This window comes from Kitasatospora fiedleri (genome assembly GCF_948472415.1).
Lineage (GTDB): Bacteria > Actinomycetota > Actinomycetes > Streptomycetales > Streptomycetaceae > Kitasatospora > Kitasatospora fiedleri.
This window is the reverse complement of record NZ_OX419519.1, coordinates 2504849-2526452: the sequence shown is the minus strand read 5'-3', so window position 1 is coordinate 2526452 and position 21604 is coordinate 2504849. Positions and strand designations below refer to the sequence as shown.

At 73.1% G+C, this 21604-nt stretch carries 22 protein-coding genes; 17 read left to right on the top strand and 5 right to left on the bottom strand.

What is annotated here, in order from left to right:
- Positions 1-83: 83 nt before the first annotated feature.
- From QMQ26_RS11805 to QMQ26_RS11745, 13 genes are all read left to right on the top strand, one after another.
- Positions 84-3281 (top strand): S41 family peptidase, encoded by a 3198-nt coding sequence (locus QMQ26_RS11805; RefSeq protein WP_282205677.1) that lies wholly within the window; start codon positions 84-86, stop codon positions 3279-3281.
- A gap of 249 nt (positions 3282-3530) precedes the next feature.
- Positions 3531-3884, top strand: coding sequence for an HIT domain-containing protein (locus QMQ26_RS11800; protein WP_100836096.1), 354 nt, complete (start codon positions 3531-3533; stop codon positions 3882-3884).
- A gap of 3 nt (positions 3885-3887) precedes the next feature.
- Positions 3888-4805, top strand: coding sequence for a ribonuclease Z (locus QMQ26_RS11795; RefSeq protein ID WP_282205676.1), 918 nt, complete (start codon positions 3888-3890; stop codon positions 4803-4805).
- Positions 4806-5031: 226 nt separating this feature from the next.
- On the top strand, positions 5032-6135 hold the full coding sequence (locus QMQ26_RS11790; protein WP_404814114.1) for a PhoH family protein: 1104 nt from the start codon (positions 5032-5034) through the stop codon (positions 6133-6135).
- A gap of 14 nt (positions 6136-6149) precedes the next feature.
- A complete protein-coding gene (gene ybeY, locus QMQ26_RS11785) occupies positions 6150-6644 on the top strand; it encodes an rRNA maturation RNase YbeY (RefSeq protein WP_100836093.1) in 495 nt (164 codons plus the stop codon).
- A gap of 13 nt (positions 6645-6657) precedes the next feature.
- A complete protein-coding gene (locus QMQ26_RS11780) occupies positions 6658-7986 on the top strand; it encodes a hemolysin family protein (protein ID WP_199846973.1) in 1329 nt (442 codons plus the stop codon).
- A gap of 149 nt (positions 7987-8135) precedes the next feature.
- A complete protein-coding gene (locus tag QMQ26_RS11775) occupies positions 8136-8387 on the top strand; it encodes a hypothetical protein (RefSeq protein ID WP_100836092.1) in 252 nt (83 codons plus the stop codon).
- Entirely contained in the window at positions 8384-8923 is a 540-nt protein-coding gene (locus tag QMQ26_RS11770) for a DUF4383 domain-containing protein (RefSeq protein ID WP_100836091.1), read from the top strand. Before QMQ26_RS11775 ends, QMQ26_RS11770 begins: the two co-directional genes overlap by 4 nt.
- 84 nt (positions 8924-9007) lie before the next feature.
- Complete coding sequence (locus QMQ26_RS11765) at positions 9008-9997, top strand: aldo/keto reductase (protein WP_282205675.1); 990 nt, start codon at positions 9008-9010, stop codon at positions 9995-9997.
- Between the two features lie 42 nt (positions 9998-10039).
- Positions 10040-10393 (top strand): cytidine/deoxycytidylate deaminase family protein, encoded by a 354-nt coding sequence (locus tag QMQ26_RS11760; protein ID WP_100836089.1) that lies wholly within the window; start codon positions 10040-10042, stop codon positions 10391-10393.
- A 124-nt stretch (positions 10394-10517) separates the two neighbouring features.
- Positions 10518-10673, top strand: a complete 156-nt coding sequence (locus QMQ26_RS11755) for a hypothetical protein (protein ID WP_159073065.1) — start codon at positions 10518-10520, stop codon at positions 10671-10673.
- 47 nt (positions 10674-10720) lie between these two features.
- Complete coding sequence (gene era, locus QMQ26_RS11750; protein WP_111553483.1) at positions 10721-11650, top strand: GTPase Era; 930 nt, start codon at positions 10721-10723, stop codon at positions 11648-11650.
- Between the two features lie 31 nt (positions 11651-11681).
- On the top strand, positions 11682-12395 hold the full coding sequence (locus tag QMQ26_RS11745) for an alpha/beta fold hydrolase (protein ID WP_282205674.1): 714 nt from the start codon (positions 11682-11684) through the stop codon (positions 12393-12395).
- Positions 12396-12428: 33 nt separating this feature from the next.
- Here the strand turns inward: QMQ26_RS11745 and QMQ26_RS11740 are convergent, their stop codons facing one another.
- Complete coding sequence (locus QMQ26_RS11740; protein WP_030458622.1) at positions 12429-12695, bottom strand: protealysin inhibitor emfourin; 267 nt, start codon at positions 12693-12695, stop codon at positions 12429-12431.
- A 431-nt stretch (positions 12696-13126) separates the two neighbouring features.
- On the opposite strand from QMQ26_RS11740, the gene leuA reads away from it, so the two are divergent.
- The 4 genes from leuA (at position 13127) to QMQ26_RS11720 (ending at position 17760) form a co-directional block, all read left to right on the top strand.
- On the top strand, positions 13127-14911 hold the full coding sequence (leuA, locus tag QMQ26_RS11735) for a 2-isopropylmalate synthase (protein ID WP_282205673.1): 1785 nt from the start codon (positions 13127-13129) through the stop codon (positions 14909-14911).
- A 487-nt stretch (positions 14912-15398) separates the two neighbouring features.
- Positions 15399-15944, top strand: a complete 546-nt coding sequence (locus QMQ26_RS11730; RefSeq protein WP_318552233.1) for a TerB family tellurite resistance protein — start codon at positions 15399-15401, stop codon at positions 15942-15944.
- A 239-nt stretch (positions 15945-16183) separates the two neighbouring features.
- Positions 16184-16930 carry a DNA repair protein RecO gene (gene recO / locus QMQ26_RS11725; protein WP_033250275.1) on the top strand — a complete coding sequence of 249 codons (747 nt, stop codon included), beginning with the start codon at positions 16184-16186 and terminating at the stop codon, positions 16928-16930.
- 2 nt (positions 16931-16932) lie between these two features.
- On the top strand, positions 16933-17760 hold the full coding sequence (locus QMQ26_RS11720) for an isoprenyl transferase (protein WP_100836085.1): 828 nt from the start codon (positions 16933-16935) through the stop codon (positions 17758-17760).
- Between the two features lie 147 nt (positions 17761-17907).
- Here QMQ26_RS11720 and QMQ26_RS11715 read toward each other — a convergent pair whose 3' ends face one another.
- From QMQ26_RS11715 to QMQ26_RS11700, 4 genes are read right to left on the bottom strand one after another with little or no spacing between them, the layout of a single operon-like run.
- Entirely contained in the window at positions 17908-18333 is a 426-nt protein-coding gene (locus QMQ26_RS11715; RefSeq protein WP_282205671.1) for a Fur family transcriptional regulator, read from the bottom strand.
- 35 nt (positions 18334-18368) lie between these two features.
- A complete protein-coding gene (locus QMQ26_RS11710) occupies positions 18369-19415 on the bottom strand; it encodes a metal ABC transporter permease (RefSeq protein WP_404814169.1) in 1047 nt (348 codons plus the stop codon).
- Complete coding sequence (locus tag QMQ26_RS11705; RefSeq protein ID WP_282205669.1) at positions 19415-20302, bottom strand: metal ABC transporter ATP-binding protein; 888 nt, start codon at positions 20300-20302, stop codon at positions 19415-19417. Before QMQ26_RS11705 ends, QMQ26_RS11710 begins: the two co-directional genes overlap by 1 nt.
- 41 nt (positions 20303-20343) lie before the next feature.
- A complete protein-coding gene (locus QMQ26_RS11700; protein WP_282205668.1) occupies positions 20344-21312 on the bottom strand; it encodes a metal ABC transporter solute-binding protein, Zn/Mn family in 969 nt (322 codons plus the stop codon).
- Between the last annotated feature and the right edge of the window lie 292 nt (positions 21313-21604).

The following is a 21604-nucleotide window of genomic DNA, read 5'->3' as shown; positions in this document are numbered from 1 at the left end:
GCCGGGACGCGCCGCCCCGGCCGCCGGTCGCGGGCTCCCGCAACCTCTGACGATCCGTGAGCCGCGCCGCCTAGGGTGGCAGGATGACGGAATCGACGCGCGGCTACCTGCGCCACCCCCACCTGCACGGCGACGCCGTGGCCTTCGTCGCCGAGGACGACGTCTGGCTGGCGCCCGCCGACGGCGGGCGGGCCTGGCGGTTGACGGCGGACCAGGCGCCCTCGGGGGCGGTGCGGTTCGCCCCGGACGGGCGGTCACTGGCCTGGACCTCGACCCGGGACGGCGCGCCGGAGGTGCACGTGGCACCGGTGGAGGGCGGCGCGGCCCGGCGGTTGACGTACTGGGGGAGCCCGTCCACCGCGCTGGTGGGGTGGAGCGCGGACGGGCGGCCGATCGCGATCACCACCGCGGGGCAGGAGACCGTCCGGCGGACCTGGGCGTTCGCGGTGCCGCTGGACGGCGGGGAGCCGACCCGGCTGCCGTACGGGCCGATCGGCTCGCTGGCGTTCGAACCGGTGCCGGAGGGCGCCGCCGGCGGGCGGGTGCTGCTGGGCACGCACAACCGGGAGGCCGCGCACTGGAAGCGCTACCGGGGCGGCCGGGCCGGGAAGCTGTGGATCGGCGGCGCGCGGTTCGAGCGCCTGCACGCCGAGCTGGACGGGCAGCTGGAGTGCCCGATGTGGGTCGGCGACCGGGTCGCGTTCCTCTCCGACCACGAGGGCGTCGGACGGCTCTACTCCAGCCTCCCGGACGGCTCCGACCTGCGGGCGCACGGCCCGGCGGACCACGGGTTCTACGCCCGGCAGGCGTCCACCGACGGCACCCGGGTGATCTGGCAGAGCGCCGGCGAGCTGTGGCTGCTGGACGACCTGGAGGGCGCCGGGGCGCGCCGGCTGGACGTCCGGACGGCCGGGCCGCGCACCCGGCGGCAGCCGCACCCGACGCCCGCCGCCGGGCAGGTGGAGAGCGCCGCCCCGGACCGCACCGGCCGGGCCGCGGCCGTGGTGGTGCGCGGCACCGTGCACTGGGTGACCCACCGGGAGGGCCCGGCCCGGGTGCTGGACGAGACGCCGGGGGCGCGGGCCCGGCTGGCCCGGGCCGTTCCCGGCGAGGACGGCGCGCAGGGCGCGGTGTGGGTCACCGACGCGGAGGGCGAGGACGCGCTGGAGTACGCCCCGGCGGTGCTGGGCGCGGAGCGCCGGCGGCTGGCGGCCGGGCGGCTCGGCCGGGTCCGCGGCCTGGCGGTCTCGCCGGACGGCCGGCAGCTCGCGGTGGCCTCGCACGACGGCCGGGTGCTGCTGGTGGCGCTCAGCGACGGCGCGGTCAACGAGCTGGCGCGCAGCGGCGACGGCGAGGTCTCCGGCCTGGTGTTCAGCCCCGACTCGGGGTGGCTGGCCTGGTCGCAGCCGGTGCTCGGCCCGTGGTCGCTGCGGCAGGTCATGCTCGCCGACCTGACCTCGCGCACCGTCAGCGAGGCCACCCCGCAGCGCTTCCACGACTACTCGCCGGCCTTCACCGCGGACGGCAAGCACCTGGCGTTCCTCTCGGTGCGCGCCTTCGACCCGGTGTACGACCAGCACGCCTTCGACCTGTCCTTCCCCGGCGGCACCCGCCCGTACCTGCTGACGCTGGCCGCCGACACCCCGTCGCCGTTCGGCCCGCGGCGCGGCGGGCGGCCGGCCGGCGGCGAGGAGGAGGACGCCAAGGACGGGGAGAAGGAGGCCGCGCCGAGCACCCGGGTCGACCTGGAGGGCCTGGCCGACCGGATCGTGCCGTTCCCGGTGGAGGCGGGCCGGTTCGGGGTGCTGCGCGCCGCGAAGGACGCGGTGCTCTGGACCAGGTACCCGTTCAGCGGTGAACTCGGCGACAGCGCCGCCTCCCTGGACGAGGAGCCGGCCCGGACCGCGCTGGAGCGGTTCGACCTGCGCAGGCGCCGGGCGGAGGAACTGCTCAGCGGCGTCGACACCTTCGGCGTCAGCGGCGACGGCACCCGGCTGGCCGTGTTGGAGGACGGCGCGCTGCGGATCGTGCCCGCCGACCAGAAGGCCGCGGAGGACGAGGAGACCGAGGTCGACCTCGACCGGGTCCGGGTCACCGTCGACCCGGCCGCCGAGTGGCGGCAGATGTTCGACGAGAACGGCCGCCTGATGCGCGACAACTTCTGGCGCGCCGACCTCTCCGGCGTCGACTGGGCGGGCGTCCTGGACCGCTACCGGCCGCTGGTCGAGCGGGTCGGCAGCCGCTCCGACCTGGTCGACCTGCTGTGGGAGACGGTCGGCGAGCTCGGCACCTCGCACGCGTACGTGCTGCCGCCCGGCCGCGGCACCGAACCGGCCCGGCAGCAGGGCCGGCTCGGCGCGGACCTGGTGCGCGACGGCGAGGTGTGGCGGGTCGCCCGGGTGCTGCCCGGCGAGTCCTCCGACCCGCGGGCCCGCTCCCCGCTGGCCGCCCCCGGCGCGGCGATCCGCCCCGGCGACGCGATCCTGGCCGTCAACGGCCGCCCGGTCGACCCCGTCACCGGCCCCGCCCCGCTGCTGGCCGGCACCGCCGACCACCCCGTCGAGCTCACCGTCAGCGGCCGGGACGGCGGCGAGCGGCACCCCGTCGTGGTGCCGCTCGACGACGAGGAGGCGCTGCGCTACCACGACTGGGTGGCCGGGCGGCGGGCCGCCGTCCGCGAACTGTCCGGCGGGCGGCTCGGCTACCTGCACGTCCCCGACATGCAGAGCGCGGGCTGGGCGCAGCTCCACCGCGACCTGCGCTTCGAGATGTCCCTGGACGGCGTGGTGCTGGACCTGCGGGAGAACCGCGGCGGACACACCTCCCAGCTGATCGTGGAGAAGCTGGCCCGCCGGATCGTCGGCTGGAACCACGGCCGCGACCTGGCCCGCCCCGACCCCTACCCCGGCGACGCCCCGCGCGGCCCGGTGGTGGCGCTGGCCGACGAGTTCTCCGGCTCCGACGGCGACATCGTCAACGCGGCGATCCAGGCGCTCGGCATCGGCCCGGTGGTCGGCACCCGCACCTGGGGCGGCGTGATCGGCATCGACAGCCGGTACACGCTGGTCGACGGGACGCTGGTCACCCAGCCCAAGTACGCCTTCTGGCTGGAGGGTTACGGCTGGCAACTGGAGAACCGCGGGGTCACCCCCGACGTCGAGGTGCCGATCGCCCCGCACGACTGGGCGGCCGGCCGCGACCCCCAGTTGGAGACCGCCGTCCGGCTCGCCCTGGAGTCGCTGGCCCGCACTCCCGCCAAGACCGCGCCCGGCCTGGACTGACCGGCCCGGACTGACCGGCCCGGACTGACCGGCCCCGGGGGGCGTTCCGTCGGCGAACGACCGGCCGCCCGCCCGGCGGCCGGTCCCCCGGGACGCCCTTCCGGCACCGAGCTGACGGTCGACGACTGCCGGAGCTCCTGCGGGGACTTCGACGAGGACCACCGCGAACACCGGACCTACCGGATCGTGGTGCGCCGACCGCTGTAAGGTCGTGGCACCAGTGACGAATCCAGGTGAGGAGCGCGGGAGATGGCCGGCGAACCGCAGGCGGGCTGTGTGTTCTGCAAGATCGCGTCGGGGGACATCCCGGCGACCGTGGTGCGCAGGACCGAACGGACGCTGACGTTCCGGGACATCAGCCCGCAGGCGCCCACGCACCTGCTGGTGATCCCGCGGGTGCACCACTCGAACGCGGCCGAACTCGCCGCCGCCGAGCCGCTGATCGCGGCCGAGCTGCTCACCGAGGCGGGCGAGGCGGCGCGCGGCGAGGGCCTGGAGTCGTACCGGCTGATCTTCAACACCGGTGCGGAGGCCGGGCAGACGGTCTTCCACGCGCACGTGCACGTGCTGGGCGGGAAGCCGCTCACCGAGGGACTGGTCTGAGCGTTGTCGCAGCGTGAGCTCGTCGTCCTGGGCACCGCCAGCCAGGTGCCGACCCGGCACCGCAACCACAACGGGTACCTGCTGCGGTGGGACGGCGAGGGGCTGCTGTTCGACCCGGGGGAGGGCACCCAGCGGCAGATGCTGCTGGCCGGGGCGAGCGCCACCGGGATCACCCGGATCGCGGTCTCGCACTTCCACGGCGACCACTGCCTGGGCCTGCCCGGGGTGGTGCAGCGGATCAACCTGGACCGGGTGCCGCACCCGGTGGACGCGTACTACCCGGCGTCCGGGCAGGTGTTCTTCGAGCGGCTGCGGCACGCCAGCGCCTACCACCCGACGGCCGAGATCCGCGAGCACCCGATCGCCGGCTCAGGCCCGCTCCCCGCGCCGGGCGCGCCGTTCGCGCTGGAGGCGGTGCGGCTCTCGCACCCCGTGGAGTCGTTCGGCTACCGGCTGACCGAGCCGGACGGCCTCCGGCTGCGGCCCGAGCGGCTGCGCGAACTCGGCCTGCGGGGCCCCGCGGTGGGCGTGCTCCAGCGCGAGGGCCGGGTCGAGGTGGACGGGCGGACGGTGACCGTGGAGCAGGTCGGCGAGGTCCGGCCCGGACAGCGGTTCGCGTTCGTGATGGACACCCGGCTCTGCGACGGCGTGGCCGAACTCGCCGAGGGCGCCGACCTGTTGGTGATCGAGTCGACCTTCCTCGACCAGGACGCCGCGCTCGCCGAGGAGCACGGCCACCTGACCGCCGCCCAGGCCGCCCGGGTGGCCGCCGCGGCCGGGGTGCGGCGACTGGTGCTCACCCACTTCTCGCAGCGCTACCCCGACCTGGCCGGGCACCTCGCCGAGGCCGCCCGGCACTTCGACGGCGAGATCGTGGTCGCCGAGGACCTGGCCCGGGTCCCCGTCCCGCCGCGCCGTTGACCGCCGCGCCGTCGACCGTCGGCCGCCGCCCGGCCCCGGCCGACCGCGGTCGGCCGCCCCCGGCCCCCGAGGCGCGGAAAACCGTTCGCACATCGGGGCGAAAGACCCCACCATCGAAGCCGCCGCGCCGCTCCGGCGAACACCCGCGCGGCGTACCCTGGTGACCCGGAGAGCCCGAGCCACACGACACGACGGATTGGGATGAGGCAGGCCGCAGCGCCGACCCATGACTGACACACCGCAGACCCGAACCGACGGACAGCGGCGCCCCGACGAGGCGTCCACCAGCACCCGGATCGTCATTCCGGAGAAGCACCCGATGGTCACCCTGCTGGGTGCCGCCGACTCGCTCCTGCGGGTGATCGAGCAGGGCTTCCCGGGTGCCGACATCCACGTCCGCGGAAACGAGGTGACGGCCACCGGCTCGCCCGCCGAGGTCGCGCTCGTCAAGCAGCTCTTCACCGAGATGATGCTGGTGCTGCGCACCGGCCAACCCCTGACGGAGGACGCCGTGGAGCGCTCCATCACCATGCTCAGGAGTGCCGCCGAGGACCCGGCCAGCCCGGCCCCGTCCGAGGTGTTCACGGCGAACATCCTGTCCAACCGGGGCCGCACCATCCGCCCCAAGACGGTCAACCAGCAGCGCTACGTCGAGGCGATCGACAAGCACACCATCGTCTTCGGCCTCGGCCCGGCCGGCACCGGCAAGACCTACCTGGCGATGGCCAAGGCCGTCCAGGCGCTGCAGGCCAAGGAGGTCAACCGGATCATCCTGACCCGGCCGGCCGTCGAGGCGGGGGAGCGGCTGGGCTTCCTGCCCGGCACCCTCTACGAGAAGATCGACCCGTACCTGCGCCCGCTGTACGACGCGCTGCACGACATGATGGACCCGGACTCGATCCCCCGGCTGATGGCGGCCGGCACCATCGAGGTGGCCCCGCTGGCGTACATGCGCGGACGCACCCTGAACGACGCCTTCATCATCCTCGACGAGGCGCAGAACACCTCGCCCGAGCAGATGAAGATGTTCCTGACCCGCCTGGGCTTCAACTCCCGGGTGGTCGTGACCGGCGACACCAGCCAGATCGACCTGCCGGGCGGCACCCGCTCCGGCCTCAAGGTCGTCCAGGAGATCCTCGCCGACGTGCCCGACATCCACTTCTCGGTGCTGACCAGCACCGACGTGGTGCGGCACAAGCTGGTCGGCCGCATCGTGGATGCGTACGAACGCTGGGACGCCCGGCAGGAGGCCGAGGAGTCCGGCGACCGCAAACCCGCCCCGCGGCGGGGTGCCCGGGCACCCCGCCAGTCCCATCGCACCGAAAGCTGAGTACTGAGCCCTCCATGTCGATCGACATCGCCAACGAGTCCGGGTGGGACGTCGACGAGGAGTCCATCCTCGACGTCGCCCGCTACGCCCTCGACCAGATGCGGATCCATCCGCAGTCCGAGCTCTCCGTGATCCTCTACGACAGCGAGTCGATGGCGGAGCTGCACGTCCAGTGGATGGACCTGCCAGGACCGACCGACGTGATGTCCTTCCCGATGGACGAGCTGCGTCCGGGCAAGGAGGGCGAGGACCTGCCGGAGGGCCTGCTCGGCGACATCGTGCTCTGCCCCGAGGTGGCGAAGGAGCAGGGCCTGGCCGCCCCCACCAAGCACTCGATGGACGAGGAGCTGCAGCTGCTCACCGTCCACGGGGTGCTGCACGTGCTCGGCTACGACCACGAGGAGCCCGACGAGGAGCGCGAGATGTTCGCGCTGCAGAAGCGCATCCTGGACGACTGGCGGGCCGGCCGCGGCCTGTCCGGCCTGTCGCCCGCGCCGACCGTCCACTGAGGGCCGGCCCGCTGTGAGTGGTGAGAGTACGAGCTTCCTGATCGGGGCCCTGCTGCTGGTGGTGCTCGGCTGGCTGGCCGCGTGCGCCGAGGCGGGGATCTCCCGGATCTCCCGGTTCCGCGCCGAGGAGGCGGTCCGCTCCGGGCGGCGCGGCTCCGGCCGGCTGCTGACCCTGGCCTCGGACAGCATCCGCTACCTGAACCTGGCGACGCTGATCCGGGTGGCCTGCGAGATGGCCGCCGCGGTGCTGGTCACCGTGGTCTGCGTGCGCGGCTTCCAGCAGACCTGGCAGGCCGTGCTGGTGGCGTTCGGCGTGATGGTGCTGGTGTCCTTCGTGGCGGTCGGGGTCTCCCCGCGCACGATCGGCCGCCAGCACCCGCTGAGCACCGTCACCGCGGCCTCCTGGGTGCTGCTGCCGCTGGCCAGGATCCTCGGGCCGATCCCGCGGCTGCTGATCCTGCTGGGCAACGCGCTGACCCCCGGCAAGGGCTACAAGGAGGGCCCGTTCGCCTCCGAGGCCGAGCTGCGGGCCCTGGTCGACCTGGCCGAGAAGGACGACCTGATCGAGGACGAGGAGCGCCGGATGGTGCACTCGGTCTTCGAGCTGGGCGACACCATCGTGCGCGAGGTGATGGTGCCGCGCACCGACCTGGTGATGATCGAGCGGCACAAGACCGTCCGGCAGACCCTGACCCTGGCGCTGCGCTCCGGCTTCTCGCGGATTCCGGTGGTCGGCGACAACGAGGACGACGTGGTCGGCATCGTCTACCTCAAGGACCTGGTGCGCCGCACCCACATCAACCGGGACGCCGAGTCCGAGCAGGTCGACTCGGTGATGCGCCCGGCGGTCTTCGTCCCCGACTCCAAGCCGGCCGCCGACCTGCTGCGCGAGATGCAGCAGATGCGCTCGCACGTGGCGATCGTGATCGACGAGTACGGCGGCACCGCCGGGCTGGTCACCATCGAGGACATCCTGGAGGAGATCGTCGGCGAGATCACCGACGAGTACGACCGGGAGATCGCCCCGGTCGAGGACCTCGGCGACGGCTCGTACCGGATCACCGCCCGGCTCACCGTGGAGGACCTCGGCGAGCTGTTCGGCATCGAGCTGGACGACGAGGACGTGGAGACCGTCGGCGGGCTGCTGGCCAAGTGCCTGGGCCGGGTGCCGATCCCGGGCTCCTCGTGCGAGGTGCCGGTGCCGGAGGGCAGCGGGCTGGCCGCGATCGGCCTGACCGCGGAGAGCTCGGCCGGGCGCCGCAACCGGATCGGCACCGTGGTGGCCACCCCGGTGCGGGTCGCCGAGGAGAGCGAGGAGCGGGCCGAGGAGGCCGCCTCCTAGCGCCGCGACGGGGCGAAGGTTGCCTGACGCGGCACCCAGGCTCCCGGACAGGCCCTTGGACGGGCCGTCCCCATCGGTGCGACCGGTTGGGACGGTTCGTCCCGGGGCCCGTTTGCGGTGCCGCCCGGGGTGTGCGCACCGTGGAAGGCATGGCACATCTACTGCGCGCGGAGTACGGCCCGAGCGGGCCGGCCGGCGGGGTGGCCAGGTGGCACGTGGTCCGTGCCGCCGACCCCTCGCACGGCATGTGCGGCGCCGAGATCGCCTCGGACGCCGAGAGCAGGCCGGAGGAGGCCTGGGGCACCGGGCTGCACTGCTGCCAGCAGTGCGGGTCGCTCTACCTCCACGAAGTGCCGTTCCTCCGCTCCGACCACTCCGACCACGCGGGGAGGACCCGATGAGACTGCACGACGAACTCCCGGTCGACCACCGGCTCGGCAGGGTCTACCGCTACGGCGCGGGCCTCTGCGGACTGTTCCTGATCGTGTTCGGCATCCTCGGACTGACCGGGGCCCACCCGGGCTTCCTGAACACCTCGGGCAAGGAGGTGATCGGCCTGTCCAGCAACGGGGCGCTGAGCGTGCTGTCGCTGGTGGCCGGCGGCATCCTGATCCTGGGCGCGGTGATCGGCGGCAACACCGCCTCGAACATCAACATGATCGTGGGCGTGCTGTTCGTGCTGGCCGGCTTCGTCGGCCTGACGGTGCTGGACTCCAGCGCCAACCGGCTCGCCTTCCACATCTCCAACGTCATCTTCAGCTTCGTGTTCGGCTTCGTGGTCCTGACCTTCGGCATGTACGGCCGGGTCGGCAGCCACCTGCCGCAGGACAACCCGTACTGGAAGGAGCGCCACTCCGACGACGACGCCCTCCCGGACGGCCCGCCCGCGCTGGTGAAGGTGCTCCGCCCGGGCCCGCCGAAACCGACCGGGCACTGACCGCCCCGTCGTAGAGTGGGACCGCCAAGGCCCGACGGACCGTCAGGTCCGTCGGGCCGCAGTCCGTCCGGAGGGGGAACCGTGATGACGGAACGCACACTGGGAGCGCTGGCCGGCCCGCCGATCGGGTTCGGGGCGATGGTGCTCTCGCCCGGCGTGTACGGCGAGACCGACGAGCGGCGCGGGCAGGACGCGCTGCGGGCCGCGATCGACGCCGGGGCCCGGCTGATCGACACCGCGGACGGCTACGGCGCCGACGGGCACAACGAACAGCTGGTCGGCCGGGCCGTGCGGGGGCGCCGGGACGAGGTGCTGCTGGCCACCAAGTTCGGCTTCCGGGTGCCGGCGGGCGCCGAGCCGCACCGCTTCCCGGTGCACTTCGCGTTCGGCGAGCTGGCGGTCAACTGCGAGCCCGCGCACGTGCGCGGCTACGCGGAGCAGTCGCTGCGCAACCTCGGCACCGAGGTGATCGACCTGTACTACCCGCACTTCCCGGACCCGCAGGTGCCGTTCGAGGACACCGTCGGCGCGGTCGCCGAGCTGATCGCCGACGGGCTGGTACGGCACCTGGGCGTCTCCAACGTGACGGCCGCGCAGCTGCGGGCCGCGCACGCGGTGCACCCCGTCGCGGCGGTGCAGACCCAGTGGTCGATGTGGCAGCCGATCGACCCGGAACTGCTGGCCGCCGCCCGCGAGCTGGGCGTCGGCGTGGTGGCCTGGAGCCCGCTCGGCGGCGGCTTCCTGACCGGCACCGTGCGGCAGGTCGCCGAGGACGACTTCCGGCGCAACCACGCCAGGTTCTCCGCCGAGAACCTGGCCGCGAACAACGACCGGTACGCCCCGCTGCGCGCGATCGCCGCGGAACTCGGCGTCACCCCCGGCCAGCTGGCGCTGGCCTGGCTGCTGCACCAGGACGACCACGTGGTGCCGATCCCGGGCAGCCGCACCCCCGCGCACATCCGGGAGAACCAGGCCGCGGCGGAGCTGGCCCTGGACGCCGCGGTGCTGGGCCGGATCGACGCGGCCCTCGCGGCGTTCGTACCGGCCGGGGAAGGGGCACTGCTCAAGGGCTGAGCGGCGCCGGTCGGTCGGTCCGGCACGGCCTATGCTCGGGCCATGACCGAGATTTCCGAGCTGGACCCCGAGGACAAGAAGATCATCACGCTGGCCCGCTCGGCCCGGGCCCGCAACGGCGTGGCCGAGGGGGCGGCGGTCCGGGACGAGACCGGGCGGACGTACGTGGCCGGCACGGTGGCGCTGGAGTCGCTGAAGCTGAGCGCGCTGCAGACCGCGGTGGCGATGGCGGTGGCCAGCGGGGCGAAGGGCCTGGAGGCGGCCGCGGTGGTGTCCGAGGCGGACGCGCCGGCCGCGGGCGACCTGGCCGCGGTGCGGGACCTGGGCGGGGCCGGGACGCCGGTGCTGCTGGCCGGGCCGGACGGGGCGCTGAAGGTGGCCGCGGCGGCCGAGTGAGCCCGCGGGCGGGAAGTGCCCCGGGCAGGGGTGTCCGGGGCACCGTCGGCCCTCCCTGCGACTCCCGCTGGGTGCGATAATCGCACCGGCTGGGATCTCGTCCCGGCGAGGGAGGGGACGGGACATGGGCGTCGCGGCGTTCTTCTGCGGACTGCTGCTCTGCGTCATGGGTTTCGGGCGCTGGCACGAGACCGGGTCCCCGTGGTGGCTGGCCGGCACCCTGACCCTGCTGGCCTTCGTCCTGGTCGGCGCGATCACCGGTGGCAAGAAGGCCGACTGAACGCCCGATGACCGGGTCGGCTCCGGGGATCGGCGACAATGGGTGTCATGAATGCCCCTTCCTCCCCGTACCGCTCCGGGTTCGCGTGTTTTGTCGGCCGTCCCAACGCGGGCAAGTCGACCCTGACCAACGCCCTGGTCGGGACGAAGGTCGCGATCACCTCCGACCGTCCGCAGACCACCCGGCACACCGTGCGCGGCATCGTGCACCGCCCCGACTCCCAGCTCGTCCTGGTGGACACGCCCGGGCTGCACAAGCCCCGCACCCTGCTCGGCGAGCGACTCAACGACCTGGTCCGCACCACCTGGGCGGAGGTCGACGTGATCGGCTTCTGCGTGCCCGCCGACCAGAAGCTCGGCCCCGGCGACAAGTTCATCGCCAAGGAGCTCGCCGAGATCCGCAAGACGCCGAAGGTCGCGATCGTCACCAAGACCGACCTGGTCGACTCCAAGCGGCTCGCCGAGCAGCTGATCGCCGTCCACCAGCTGGGCGCCGAGCTCGGCATCGAGTGGGCCGAGATCATCCCGGTCTCCGCCGTCGGCGACCAGCAGGTCGAGCTGGTGGGCGAGCTGCTGACCAAGCTGCTGCCCGAGGGCGTGCCGCTGTACCCGGACGGCGACCTCACCGACGAGCCCGAGCAGACCATGGTCGCCGAGCTGATCCGGGAGGCCGCGCTGGAGGGCGTCCGCGACGAGCTGCCGCACTCGCTGGCCGTTGTGGTCGAGGAGATGATCCCGCGCGAGGGCCGGCCCGCCGACCGCCCGCTGCTGGACATCCACGCCAACGTGTACATCGAGCGGCAGAGCCAGAAGGCCATCGTGATCGGCGCCAAGGGCTCCCGGCTCAAGCACGTCGGCACCACCGCCCGCAAGCAGATCGAGGCGCTCCTGGGCACCCCGGTCTACCTGGACCTGCACGTCAAGGTGGCCAAGGACTGGCAGCGCGACCCCAAGCAGCTGCGTAAGCTCGGCTTCTGACGGAGCGTCGTAAGGGGAGGGGCCGGTCGGGATGGAACTGCACACCCACGAGTGGGGCGGGGGAGAACGCACCGCCCTGCTGATCCACGGCATCCAGGCCGACCACCGGACCTGGCGGCTGATCGGCCCCGAACTCGCCGCGCGCGGCTACCGGGTGATCGCCGTCGACCTGCGCGGCCACGGCGTCTCCCCGCGCGGCACCGGGGAGAGCCCGCGCGAGCGGTACGGGCCCGAGCAGTTCGCCGATGACCTGGTCGACACCCTACCCGCCGGGGCGGACGTGGCGATCGGCCACTCGATGGGCGCGCTGGCGCTCTGGCGGGCCGTCGAGCGGCTGAAGCCCGCCCGGGCGGTCTACAGCGACCCCGCGTTCGTCTACGACCGCCCTGGGCTCGGTCCGGAGCCGTTCGTCGGCTTCAAGCGCTTCGGGACCAGGCAGTTCATCACCAGCATGCACCCCGGCTGGCCGGTCGAGGACGTGGACGCCGAGCTCGCCGCGCTCGCGCTCTGGGACACCGACACCGCGCTCGGCCTGTGGGCGCACCCCGAGCTGTCCGCGCTGCCGGACGCCCCGGCCGTCCCCTCGCTCGTCCAGCTCGCCGACCCCAGCGGGCTGGTGTCGGACGAGGAGGCCGCCGAGCTGCGCCGCCGCGGCTTCGAGGTGCGCACCGTGCCGGGCGCCGGGCACAGCATCCACCGCGACGACCCGGCGGGCTTCCTCGCCTCGTTGGACGGGTGGATCTGAACTCCCCTTCTCCGGGTGCTGGTTGACGAACCGTCAGGCGCCTTCGCGGAGCACCAGGCTCACCAGTTCGCGCTGGGAGTCGGTGAGTTTCGGGTCGGCGCAGTGGACGGTGCGGCCGTCGACGGTGATCTCGTAGTGGAAGCCGTCGGGCACGCCGTACGCGGGCGCGCGCAGCCCGCCGGCCACCGCCTCGCGGGCCAGGGCGTGCACGTGCGGGGCGTCCGGGCGCTCCGTGGTGTCCATCTCGGCATACCGGAGCAGACCGGCGAACCCGCCGGTGCGGGTGACCTGGATACGCATGGTTGTCAGTGTGCTACGCACCGGAGGAATTTGCCGAGGCTTTTCACCAACTCCTCGCGGGTCCTTCCCGGCTCTCCGCAGGTCTGCGCGGCCCGGCTCCGGGCCGGAGCCCGGCCCGCCTGCCAGCGGGGTGGCGGGTGCCGCCGGGGCCGTCGGGAGGCTCTCCGGGGCCGTCTCAGTGGGTGGGATCGTGGCGGGGCTCACTGCGTCGGCCCGTCCGCTCTTGTTACAGTGGCGGCATCATGCGCATCCGGCTGCTCCTTCTTAGCTGCCGCGGCGAGGGCCTGTAGTCCAGTGAAGGCCGGCCCCCTCGCCGCGGGGAGTCGTGTTGCGTCCAGCGTGATCTTCGCGGCGCATTCAGTCGGCCGAGTCGGGTGTTCCTGCCCCCGACCGCAGACCGCCTTCGACAAGGGAAGCCGAGAGCCTCACCCATGACCGAACAGTCCTCCGTCGCCCGCGCGTTCGTCGACCGTCCGACCCCGATCACCGCCACCACCGTGCAGCAGAAGCCCTCGGGGATGCCCTTCCAGCGGTACGTACCCTTCGGCACCGTCGACCTGCCGGACCGCACCTGGCCGTCCAAGGTCATCACCCGGGCCCCGCGCTGGCTCTCCACCGACCTGCGGGACGGCAACCAGGCGCTGATCGACCCGATGTCGCCGGTCCGCAAGCGCAAGATGTTCGACCTGCTGGTGAAGATGGGCTACAAGGAGATCGAGGTCGGTTTCCCGTCGTCCGGCGCCACCGACTTCAACTTCGTCCGCTCGCTGATCGAAGAGGGCGCGATCCCGGAGGACGTCACCATCTCGGTGCTGACCCAGGCCCGCGAGGACCTGATCGAGCGCACCGTCGAGTCGCTGAAGGGCGCCCCGCGGGCCACCGTCCACCTGTACAACGCGACCTCGCCGCTGTTCCGCCGGGTGGTGTTCCGGGCCGGCAAGGAAGAGATCAAGGCCATCGCGGTGGACGGCACCCGCCTGGTGATGGAGTACGCCGAGAAGGTCCTGGGCGACGAGACCGTCTTCGGCTACGAGTACTCGCCGGAGATCTTCATCGACACCGAGCTGGACTACGCGCTGGAGGTCTGCGAGGCGGTGATGGACGTCTGGCAGCCCGGCGAGGGCCGCGAGATCATCCTGAACCTGCCGACCACCGTCGAGCGCTCCACCCCGAACGTCTACGCCGACAAGATCGAGTGGATGTCGCGGAACCTGTCGCGCCGCGAGTTCGTCTGCCTGTCCACCCACCCGCACAACGACCGGGGCACCGGCGTCGCCTCCGCCGAGCTGGCCGTGATGGCCGGCGCCGACCGCGTCGAGGGCTGCCTGTTCGGGCAGGGCGAGCGCACCGGCAACCTGGACCTGGTCAACGTCGGGATGAACCTGTTCTCCCAGGGCGTCGACCCGATGATCGACTTCTCCGACATCGACGAGATCCGCCGCACCGCCGAGTACTGCAACCAGATGCCGGTGGCCGAGCGCCACCCCTACGCGGGCGACCTGGTCTTCACCTCCTTCTCCGGCTCGCACCAGGACGCGATCAAGAAGGGCTTCGACGCCCTGGAGGCCGACGCGGCCGCCGCCGGCGTCCCGGTCTCCGAGTACACCTGGGGCGTGCCCTACCTGCCGATCGACCCGAAGGACGTCGGCCGCAGCTACGAAGCGGTCATCCGGGTCAACTCGCAGTCCGGCAAGGGCGGCATCGCCTACGTGCTGAAGAACGACCACAAGTTGGACCTGCCGCGCCGGATGCAGATCGAGTTCTCGAAGATCATCCAGGCCAAGACCGACGCCGAGGGCGGCGAGGTCACCCCCGCCGACATCTGGGCGGTCTTCCAGGACGAGTACCTGCCGACCCCGGCCAACCCGTGGGGCCGGATCTCGCTGAGCGGCTCCCGCAGCCTGACCACCGAGGACGGCCGCGACGCGCTGAGCACCGAGGCCGTCGTCGACGGCACCCCGGTCACCCTGACCGGCAGCGGCAACGGCCCGGTCTCCGCGTTCGTCAACGCGCTGGCCTCGATCGGCGTGGACGTCCGCGTCCTGGACTACGCCGAGCACGCGCTGAGCGAGGGCGGCGACGCCCAGGCCGCCGCGTACGTCGAGTGCGCCGTCGGCGACAAGGTGCTGTGGGGCGTGGGCATCGACTCCAACACCGTGCTGGCCTCGCTGAAGGCCCTGATCAGCGCCGTCAACCGGTCGGCCCAGCGCGACTGACGCCGTCCGGGCGCCCGCCGCTCCGGCGCCCGCGCCCGCACCGAGGGGCCCGCCACCGGCGGGCCCCTCGGGGGTTTCCGGCCCGCCCGTCCTCCTCCGGCGGCCCATCCGGCCTTTCCCTCGCGGTAGTTGACCAATCGTCAGGAAGCGTCCGGCCCGCCCCGCGGGTGCTCGGGCCGTGTCGTCGATCACATGTGTCCCCGGTCACAAATTTTCCCCTCGGCACCCGTTCAGGGTGCTGACACGAGCCGGTAACCGTGGCAACATCGTCGGACCGGAACCGGGGTCGGTGGGACGACTCCGGCGTCCGGTCGCGTGACCTGCCCACTGATGTGCAGGCCGCCTGCCATGTCTGGGGAGTGGCGCCGTGACAGGGTTGTGGGGTGTTCGCCCTCGGTGGCGGACGGATGTCCTCGGTGAATTCTTCTGCCCGGGCTGCGGCGGAGACCGCAACTACCGCCGGCAACACGGCCGGCGGTGGCTGCGGTTGCTCGGGACGCCGGTGCTGCCGCTCGGCGGCGTGGCCCGCAGCGTCCAGTGCACCTCCTGCCGCGGCCGCTACGGGGTCGACGCCCTGGAGCAGTTGACCTCGGTCCGGCTCGGCGCGATGCTCCGCGACGCCCAGTACACCGTCGCGCTGGCCGCGCTCGCCGCCGGCGGCACCGCCGGGCGCGGTGGGCGGGAGGCCGCCTGCGCGGTGATCAAGGAAGCCGGGTTCGACGACTGCGGCGAGGCCCAGGTGCTGGCCGCGCTCGCCGCGCTCTCCGGGCACGGCGGCGGCGACCCGCTGGACGTGGACGTCGAGGGCGGCGGACTCGCCGTCGAACTGCACGCCGCGCTCGAACCGCTCGCCCCGCACCTGGCCGTCCAGGGCCGCGAGCGCCTGCTCACCCTCGGCGCCGTGATCGCCCTCGCCGACGGCCGCTACCTCCCGCAGGAGCGGGCCGCGCTCGCCGTGGTCGGCCGCTGCCTGCGCCTCACCGCCCCGCAGGTGGACCGGCTGCTGGAGGCGGCCACCCGCACCCCGCACTGACCCCCTTCCCGCGACTTCTTCTCTCCGCCCCATCCATGAGCCGGGCCCGTACACCCCCCTCCCGGGCCCGCCGTGTCCCGCACCGCACGGGCGAAAGCCCCACAACCCCGGTGCGGGTTCACGGCTGCGCCGCCCTCGGGCCCGTCCCCGGCGGGCCGCCGGGGCCCGGGCCGTCGGGGCCCGGGGCCCGGGCTTTCGGGGCCGGGCTGTCGGCGGGGTGCGGGACAATGGGTTCCACCATGAGTCTCTTCCGCGACGACGGCATCGTGCTGCGCACCCAGAAGCTCGGCGAGGCCGACCGGATCATCACCTTCCTGACCCGCCAGCACGGCCAGGTCCGGGCGGTGGCCCGCGGAGTGCGCCGGACCAAGTCGAAGTTCGGCGCCCGCCTCGAACCGTTCTCACACGTCGACATCCAGTTCTTCAGCCGCGGCAGCGAACTGGTCGGCCGCACCCTGCCGTTGTGCACCCAGGTGGAGACCATCGCCCCCTACGGCGCCCGGATCGTCGACGACTACGCCCGCTACACCGCCGGCACCGCGATGCTGGAGACCGCCGAGCGCTTCGCCGAGAACGAGGGCCAGCCCGCCGTCCAGCAGTACCTGCTGCTGGTCGGCGCCCTTCGCACGCTGGCGGCCGGCACCCACCAGTCGCACCTGGTGCTGGACGCCTTCCTGCTGCGCTCGCTCGCCGTCAACGGCTACGGGGCGAGTTTCACCGACTGCGCCCGCTGCGGGCTGCCCGGCCCCAACCGCTTCTTCTCCCTCCAGGCCGGTGGCGTGCTGTGCGGCGACTGCCGGGTGCCCGGAAGTGCCGTACCCTCCCCTGAGACACTGGTACTGCTCGGCGCGCTGCTCTCCGGAGACTGGCAGACCGCCGACGGCTGCGAGCCGCGGTACTGGCGCGAGGGCAGCGGGCTGGTGGCCGCCTACCTGCAGTGGCACCTGGAGCGGGGCATCCGCTCGATGAGATACGTGGAGAAGTGAGCATGGTCGCGCGACGGCTGTTCGGCAGCAAGCGGACGTACGAGACTCCGGCCCCGCACCCGAGCGGCGCCAGGCCGCCGAAGATCCCCGGCGAGCTGGTTCCCGAACACGTCGCGGTGGTCATGGACGGCAACGGCCGCTGGGCCAAGGAGCGCGGCCTGCCCCGGACCGAGGGACACCGGGTCGGTGAGGGCGTCGTCCTCGACGTGCTGCGCGGCTGCCTGGAGATCGGCGTCAAGAACCTCTCGCTGTACGCGTTCTCCACCGAGAACTGGAAGCGCTCCCCGGAGGAGGTGAAGTTCCTGATGAACTTCAACCGGGACGTGATCCGCCGCCGTCGCGACGAGATGGACGCCATGGGCATCCGGATCCGCTGGGTCGGCCGGATGCCGAAGATGTGGAAGAGCGTGGTCCAGGAGCTCCAGGTCGCCCAGGAGCAGACCAAGAACAACGACGCCATGACGCTGTACTTCTGCGTCAACTACGGCGGCCGGGCCGAGATCGCCGACGCCGCGCTGGCCATCGCCCGCGACGTCGCCGCCGGGAAGCTCAACCCGGAGAAGGTCAACGAGAAGCTGTTCGCCAAGTACCTCTACTACCCGGACATGCCGGACGTCGACCTGTTCCTGCGCCCCAGCGGCGAGCAGCGCACCTCCAACTTCCTCGCCTGGCAGTCCGCCTACGCGGAGCTGGTCTTCCAGGACGTGCTCTGGCCGGACTTCGACCGCCGCGACCTGTGGCGCGCCTGCGAGCAGTACGCCCGCCGCGACCGCCGCTTCGGCGGCGCCCTCCCCAACGAGGTCGGCGCCGAGGTCCCGCCGCAGCGCTGACCGGCTGCGGGAGACGGACGGGGGAACCGCAGGAGACGCGGGGGTGCGGGGAGTACGGGCGAGGGCCCGGATCGGACTGTTCCGATCCGGGCCCTCACCCGTTGCCCGGGCCGGGCGGCGGCGTCCGCCGCCGGACCGCGGTGGTGCCTACTCCTCCTGCTGCTGCTGCTTGGCGGCGCAGTCGCCGCAGGTGCCGAAGATCTCCAGGGTGTGCGCGATGTCGCTGAACCCGTGTTCGGCGGCGACCGCGTTGGCCCAGCGTTCGACCGCGGGGCCCTCGACCTCGACGGTCGCCCCGCAGTGCCGGCACACCAGGTGGTGGTGGTGCCCGCTGCTGCACCGCCGGTAGACCGCTTCGCCCTCGGCGGTGCGCAGCACGTCCACCTCACCGGCCTCGGCCAGGGACTGCAGCGTGCGGTAGACGGTGGTCAGACCCACCGAGTCGCCCCGGTGCTTGAGCATGTCGTGCAGTTCCTGCGCGCTGCGGAAGTCCTCAATCTCGTCCAGGACCGCCGAGACGGCGGTGCGCTGCCGAGTCGATCGCGCGCGCGGCGACGGGCCTGCGGTGGTCACCGTGGGTCCTCCTGCTGATCGGGTGGTTTCGCACATCATTGTGCCAGCCCCCGACTTGACAGCGACTCCCCCGGCGGCGCCGCATCGACCGTCGCCCCTGCCGGTGCCCGGACCGGCCCCGTTCCCTCCAGGACTGCGCCCCCGCCCGCCGCGGTTCCCGGACCGGCGGCGGAACTCCCCGCTGTGGGGTCTCCCACGGCGGAACCCTCCGCAGCGGGGCCGGGCAGGGCCACGTCGCACACCGCCGGGCCGTGTTCGGCGGACGCCCGGTGCCGTCGCCTGGCCAGCGGCGCGGCGACCGCGCTGAACAGGGCGAAGACGAGGATGGCCAGGAACACGATGGTCGGGCCGGACGGCAGGTCGGCCTGGTAGGAGGTGCCGACGCCGAACAGGGCGGTCAGTACGCCCACGCCGATCGCGGCGGCCTGGGTGGCCGCGAAGGAGCGGGTCAGCTGCTGGGCGGCCGCCACCGGGACCACCATCAGCGCACTCACCAGCAGCAGGCCGACCACCCGCATGGCGACGGTCACGGTGACCGCGGCCATCACCGCGAGCAGCAGGTTCAGCACCCGCACCGGCAGGCCGGTGACCCGGGCGAACTCCTCGTCCTGGCAGACCGCGAACAGCTGGCGGCGCAGGCCCACGGTGACCGCGACGACCACCGCCGCGAGCACGGCGATCACCACCAGGTCGCCGGGGGAGACGAACAGGATGGAGCCCCACAGGTAGCTCTCCAGGCTGCCCGCGCCGGACTGGCTGCTCATCGAGACCAGCAGCTTGCCGCCGGCCATGCCGCCGTAGAAGAGCATCGCCAGCGCGATGTCGCCGCGCTGGTTGCCGCGGGCCCGGACCAGCTCCATCACGACGGCGCCGAGCACGCAGACCAGCACCGCCGTCCACATCGGGTTGGCCTGGAACAGGAAGCCCAGGCCGACGCCGGTGAGCGCGACGTGCCCGATGCCGTCGCCCATCAGCGCCTGTCGGCGCTGCACCAGGTAGATGCCGATCGAGGGTGCGGTGATGCCGACCAGCACGGCGGCGAGGAACGCCCGCTGCATGAAGTCGGGTTGGAACATCTCGATCATGCCAGTAGCCCCTGGGTGGTGCGGTGGTGGTCGTCAGCGTGCGGGTGGACGTGGTCGTGGCCGGGCAGCGCGTGCTGGCCGACGCCCCGGGGCGGCGGTCCGTCGTGCGCCACGCAGCCGTCGTGGAGCACCACGGCGCGGTCGATCAGCGGCTCCAGCGGCCCGAGCTCGTGCAGCACCAGCAGGACCGCGCAGCCGCGCTCCACCTCGCTGCGGAGGATGTCGGCGAGCACCTGCTGGCTGTCCACGTCGACCCCGGCCATCGGCTCGTCCATGATCAGCAGGTCGGGCCGGCCGACCAGGGCGCGGGCGATCAGCACCCGCTGGTGCTGGCCGCCGGACAGGTGGGCCACCCCGTCGGCGGCCCGGTCCAGCATGCCGACGGCGGTCAGCGCCCGGTCCACCGCGGCCCGGTCCTTGCGCCGGAACGGCAGCAGCCCGTGCTGCGGCAGCCGCCCGGTGGAGACCACCTCGCGGACCGTGGCCGGCACCCCGCCGGCTGCGGTGGTGCGCTGCGGGACGTACCCGATCCGGTGCCAGTCCCGGAACCTGCGGTACGGCCGGCCGAACAGCTCCAGGCTGCCCCGGTCCAGCGGTACCGAGCCGATCACGCTCTTCACGGTGGTGGACTTGCCGGACCCGTTGGCACCCAGCAGGGCGACCACCTCGCCCGGCCGGACGGTGAGGTCGACGCCGCGCAGCACCGGCCGCCCCCCGACGGTGGCGACCGCTCCCCGCAGCTCGACGACCGCCGGCCCGGTCTCGCCGCCGGCCTCCTCGCGGACCTCCCCGGCGGTGCGCCCGCTGGTGTCCCGGTCGGTGTCGTGGCCGGTGCTGCGGTCGGTGTCGTGGTCGGAGTCCGTCGTGGGGATGACAGCGCTCATGGTGGTTCCTCGCTCTGCTCTCGCCGCTCGCCCAGGTCCGCTCAGCTGGCGCCGAGCGCGGCCCGCAGGTTGGTCAGGTTCTGCCGCATGACGGAGAAGTAGTCGTTCCGGTCCGGCTCCTTGATCCCCTCCAAGGGGTCGAGCACGGCGGTCTTGAGCCCCAGGTCGGCGGCCACTGTCTCGGCCAGCTTGGGGCTGACCAGGGCCTCGAAGAAGACGGTGGTCGCGCCGTTCTCCTTGGCGGCGCGCTGGATCGCGGCCATCCGGGACGGGGTGGGCTCGGCCTCCGGGTCGACCCCGTTGATGGCGACCTGCTCCAGCCCGTAGTGGTCGGCCAGGTAGCCGAACGCGGCGTGGCTGGTGACGAAGGTCCGGGTGGTGGCGTTCGCCAGGCCGTCCTTGAACTCCTGGTCCAGGGAGGTCAACCGGGCCACCAGGTCGTCGGCGTTGTGCCGGTAGTCGTCGGCGTTGGCGGGGTCGACCTCCGCGAGTTCGGCGCCCACGCTGCGGGCCACCGTCGCGTACCGGGCCGGGTCCAGCCAGATGTGCGGGTCGCCGGCCGTGCCGCTGTGCTCGTGCCCGCTCTCGCCGTCGTGCGCCTCGGCCTCGTCCTCGCCGCCCTCGTCGAGGTGGTGGTCCACCAGCGGGGAGGCGGCGGTCGCGTCCACCACGTGCTTGAGGTGGCCCTGCTCGACGGCCTTGTCCACGGTCGGCTGCAGGCCCTTCAGGTAGACCACCGCGTCGGCCCGCTGGACGGCCGCGACCTGCTTGGCCGTCAGCTCCAGGTCGTGCGGCTCCACGCCCGGGGCTGTCAGATCGGTGATCCTGACGTGCTCCCCGCCTATCTGCCGAGCCAGGAACTCCATCGGGTAGAAGGAGGCCACCACGTCCAGCTTCCCGCCGTCCTTCCCCGCCGCGCTGCTGACGCCGCCGCAGCCGGAGAGCAGCAGGGAACCGGCGAGGGCGGCGGCGGCCAGGGCTATCGAGGGAGAGGGGTGGCGGATCTTCATGACAACCATTCTCATCTTATCTGGAAATGATTGTCAACTTGCGGTAGGGGTCCTCCCGCACCGCGTGCCGCGGCCCCTCACCGCGCCGTCCGCGCCGTCCGCGCCGTCCGTGTCGGCCGTGTCGGCCGTGTCGGCCGGGCACCGCGCCTTCACCCCGCGACCTCCAACACGCCGGAGAACGCACGGCTGTTCACTCCCGGTACAGCCACCCGGCGAGCCGCCCGTGCCACTATCGAGTTGAACCCCGCCCCCGCATCCCCGGTACCCTGAGTTATTCGGGCGCGCGCAACCA

Excerpts from the sequence above, each read along its gene's own strand:
- QMQ26_RS11805 (WP_282205677.1), top strand. The coding sequence starts at position 84 with ATGACGGAATCGACGCGCGGCTACCTGCGCCACCCCCACCTGCACGGC.
- leuA (WP_282205673.1), top strand. The coding sequence starts at position 13,127 with ATGACCGAACAGTCCTCCGTCGCCCGCGCGTTCGTCGACCGTCCGACC.
- QMQ26_RS11765 (WP_282205675.1), top strand. The coding sequence starts at position 9,008 with ATGACGGAACGCACACTGGGAGCGCTGGCCGGCCCGCCGATCGGGTTC.
- QMQ26_RS11790 (WP_404814114.1), top strand. The coding sequence starts at position 5,032 with ATGACTGACACACCGCAGACCCGAACCGACGGACAGCGGCGCCCCGAC.
- recO (WP_033250275.1), top strand. The coding sequence starts at position 16,184 with ATGAGTCTCTTCCGCGACGACGGCATCGTGCTGCGCACCCAGAAGCTC.
- QMQ26_RS11760 (WP_100836089.1), top strand. The coding sequence starts at position 10,040 with ATGACCGAGATTTCCGAGCTGGACCCCGAGGACAAGAAGATCATCACG.
- QMQ26_RS11720 (WP_100836085.1), top strand. The coding sequence starts at position 16,933 with ATGGTCGCGCGACGGCTGTTCGGCAGCAAGCGGACGTACGAGACTCCG.
- QMQ26_RS11745 (WP_282205674.1), top strand. The coding sequence starts at position 11,682 with ATGGAACTGCACACCCACGAGTGGGGCGGGGGAGAACGCACCGCCCTG.
- QMQ26_RS11705 (WP_282205669.1), bottom strand. The coding sequence starts at position 20,302 with ATGAGCGCTGTCATCCCCACGACGGACTCCGACCACGACACCGACCGC.
- QMQ26_RS11770 (WP_100836091.1), top strand. The coding sequence starts at position 8,384 with ATGAGACTGCACGACGAACTCCCGGTCGACCACCGGCTCGGCAGGGTC.
- QMQ26_RS11775 (WP_100836092.1), top strand. The coding sequence starts at position 8,136 with ATGGCACATCTACTGCGCGCGGAGTACGGCCCGAGCGGGCCGGCCGGC.
- era (WP_111553483.1), top strand. The coding sequence starts at position 10,721 with ATGAATGCCCCTTCCTCCCCGTACCGCTCCGGGTTCGCGTGTTTTGTC.
- QMQ26_RS11800 (WP_100836096.1), top strand. The coding sequence starts at position 3,531 with ATGGCCGGCGAACCGCAGGCGGGCTGTGTGTTCTGCAAGATCGCGTCG.
- QMQ26_RS11740 (WP_030458622.1), bottom strand. The coding sequence starts at position 12,695 with ATGCGTATCCAGGTCACCCGCACCGGCGGGTTCGCCGGTCTGCTCCGG.
- QMQ26_RS11755 (WP_159073065.1), top strand. The coding sequence starts at position 10,518 with ATGGGCGTCGCGGCGTTCTTCTGCGGACTGCTGCTCTGCGTCATGGGT.
- QMQ26_RS11700 (WP_282205668.1), bottom strand. The coding sequence starts at position 21,312 with ATGAAGATCCGCCACCCCTCTCCCTCGATAGCCCTGGCCGCCGCCGCC.
- ybeY (WP_100836093.1), top strand. The coding sequence starts at position 6,150 with ATGTCGATCGACATCGCCAACGAGTCCGGGTGGGACGTCGACGAGGAG.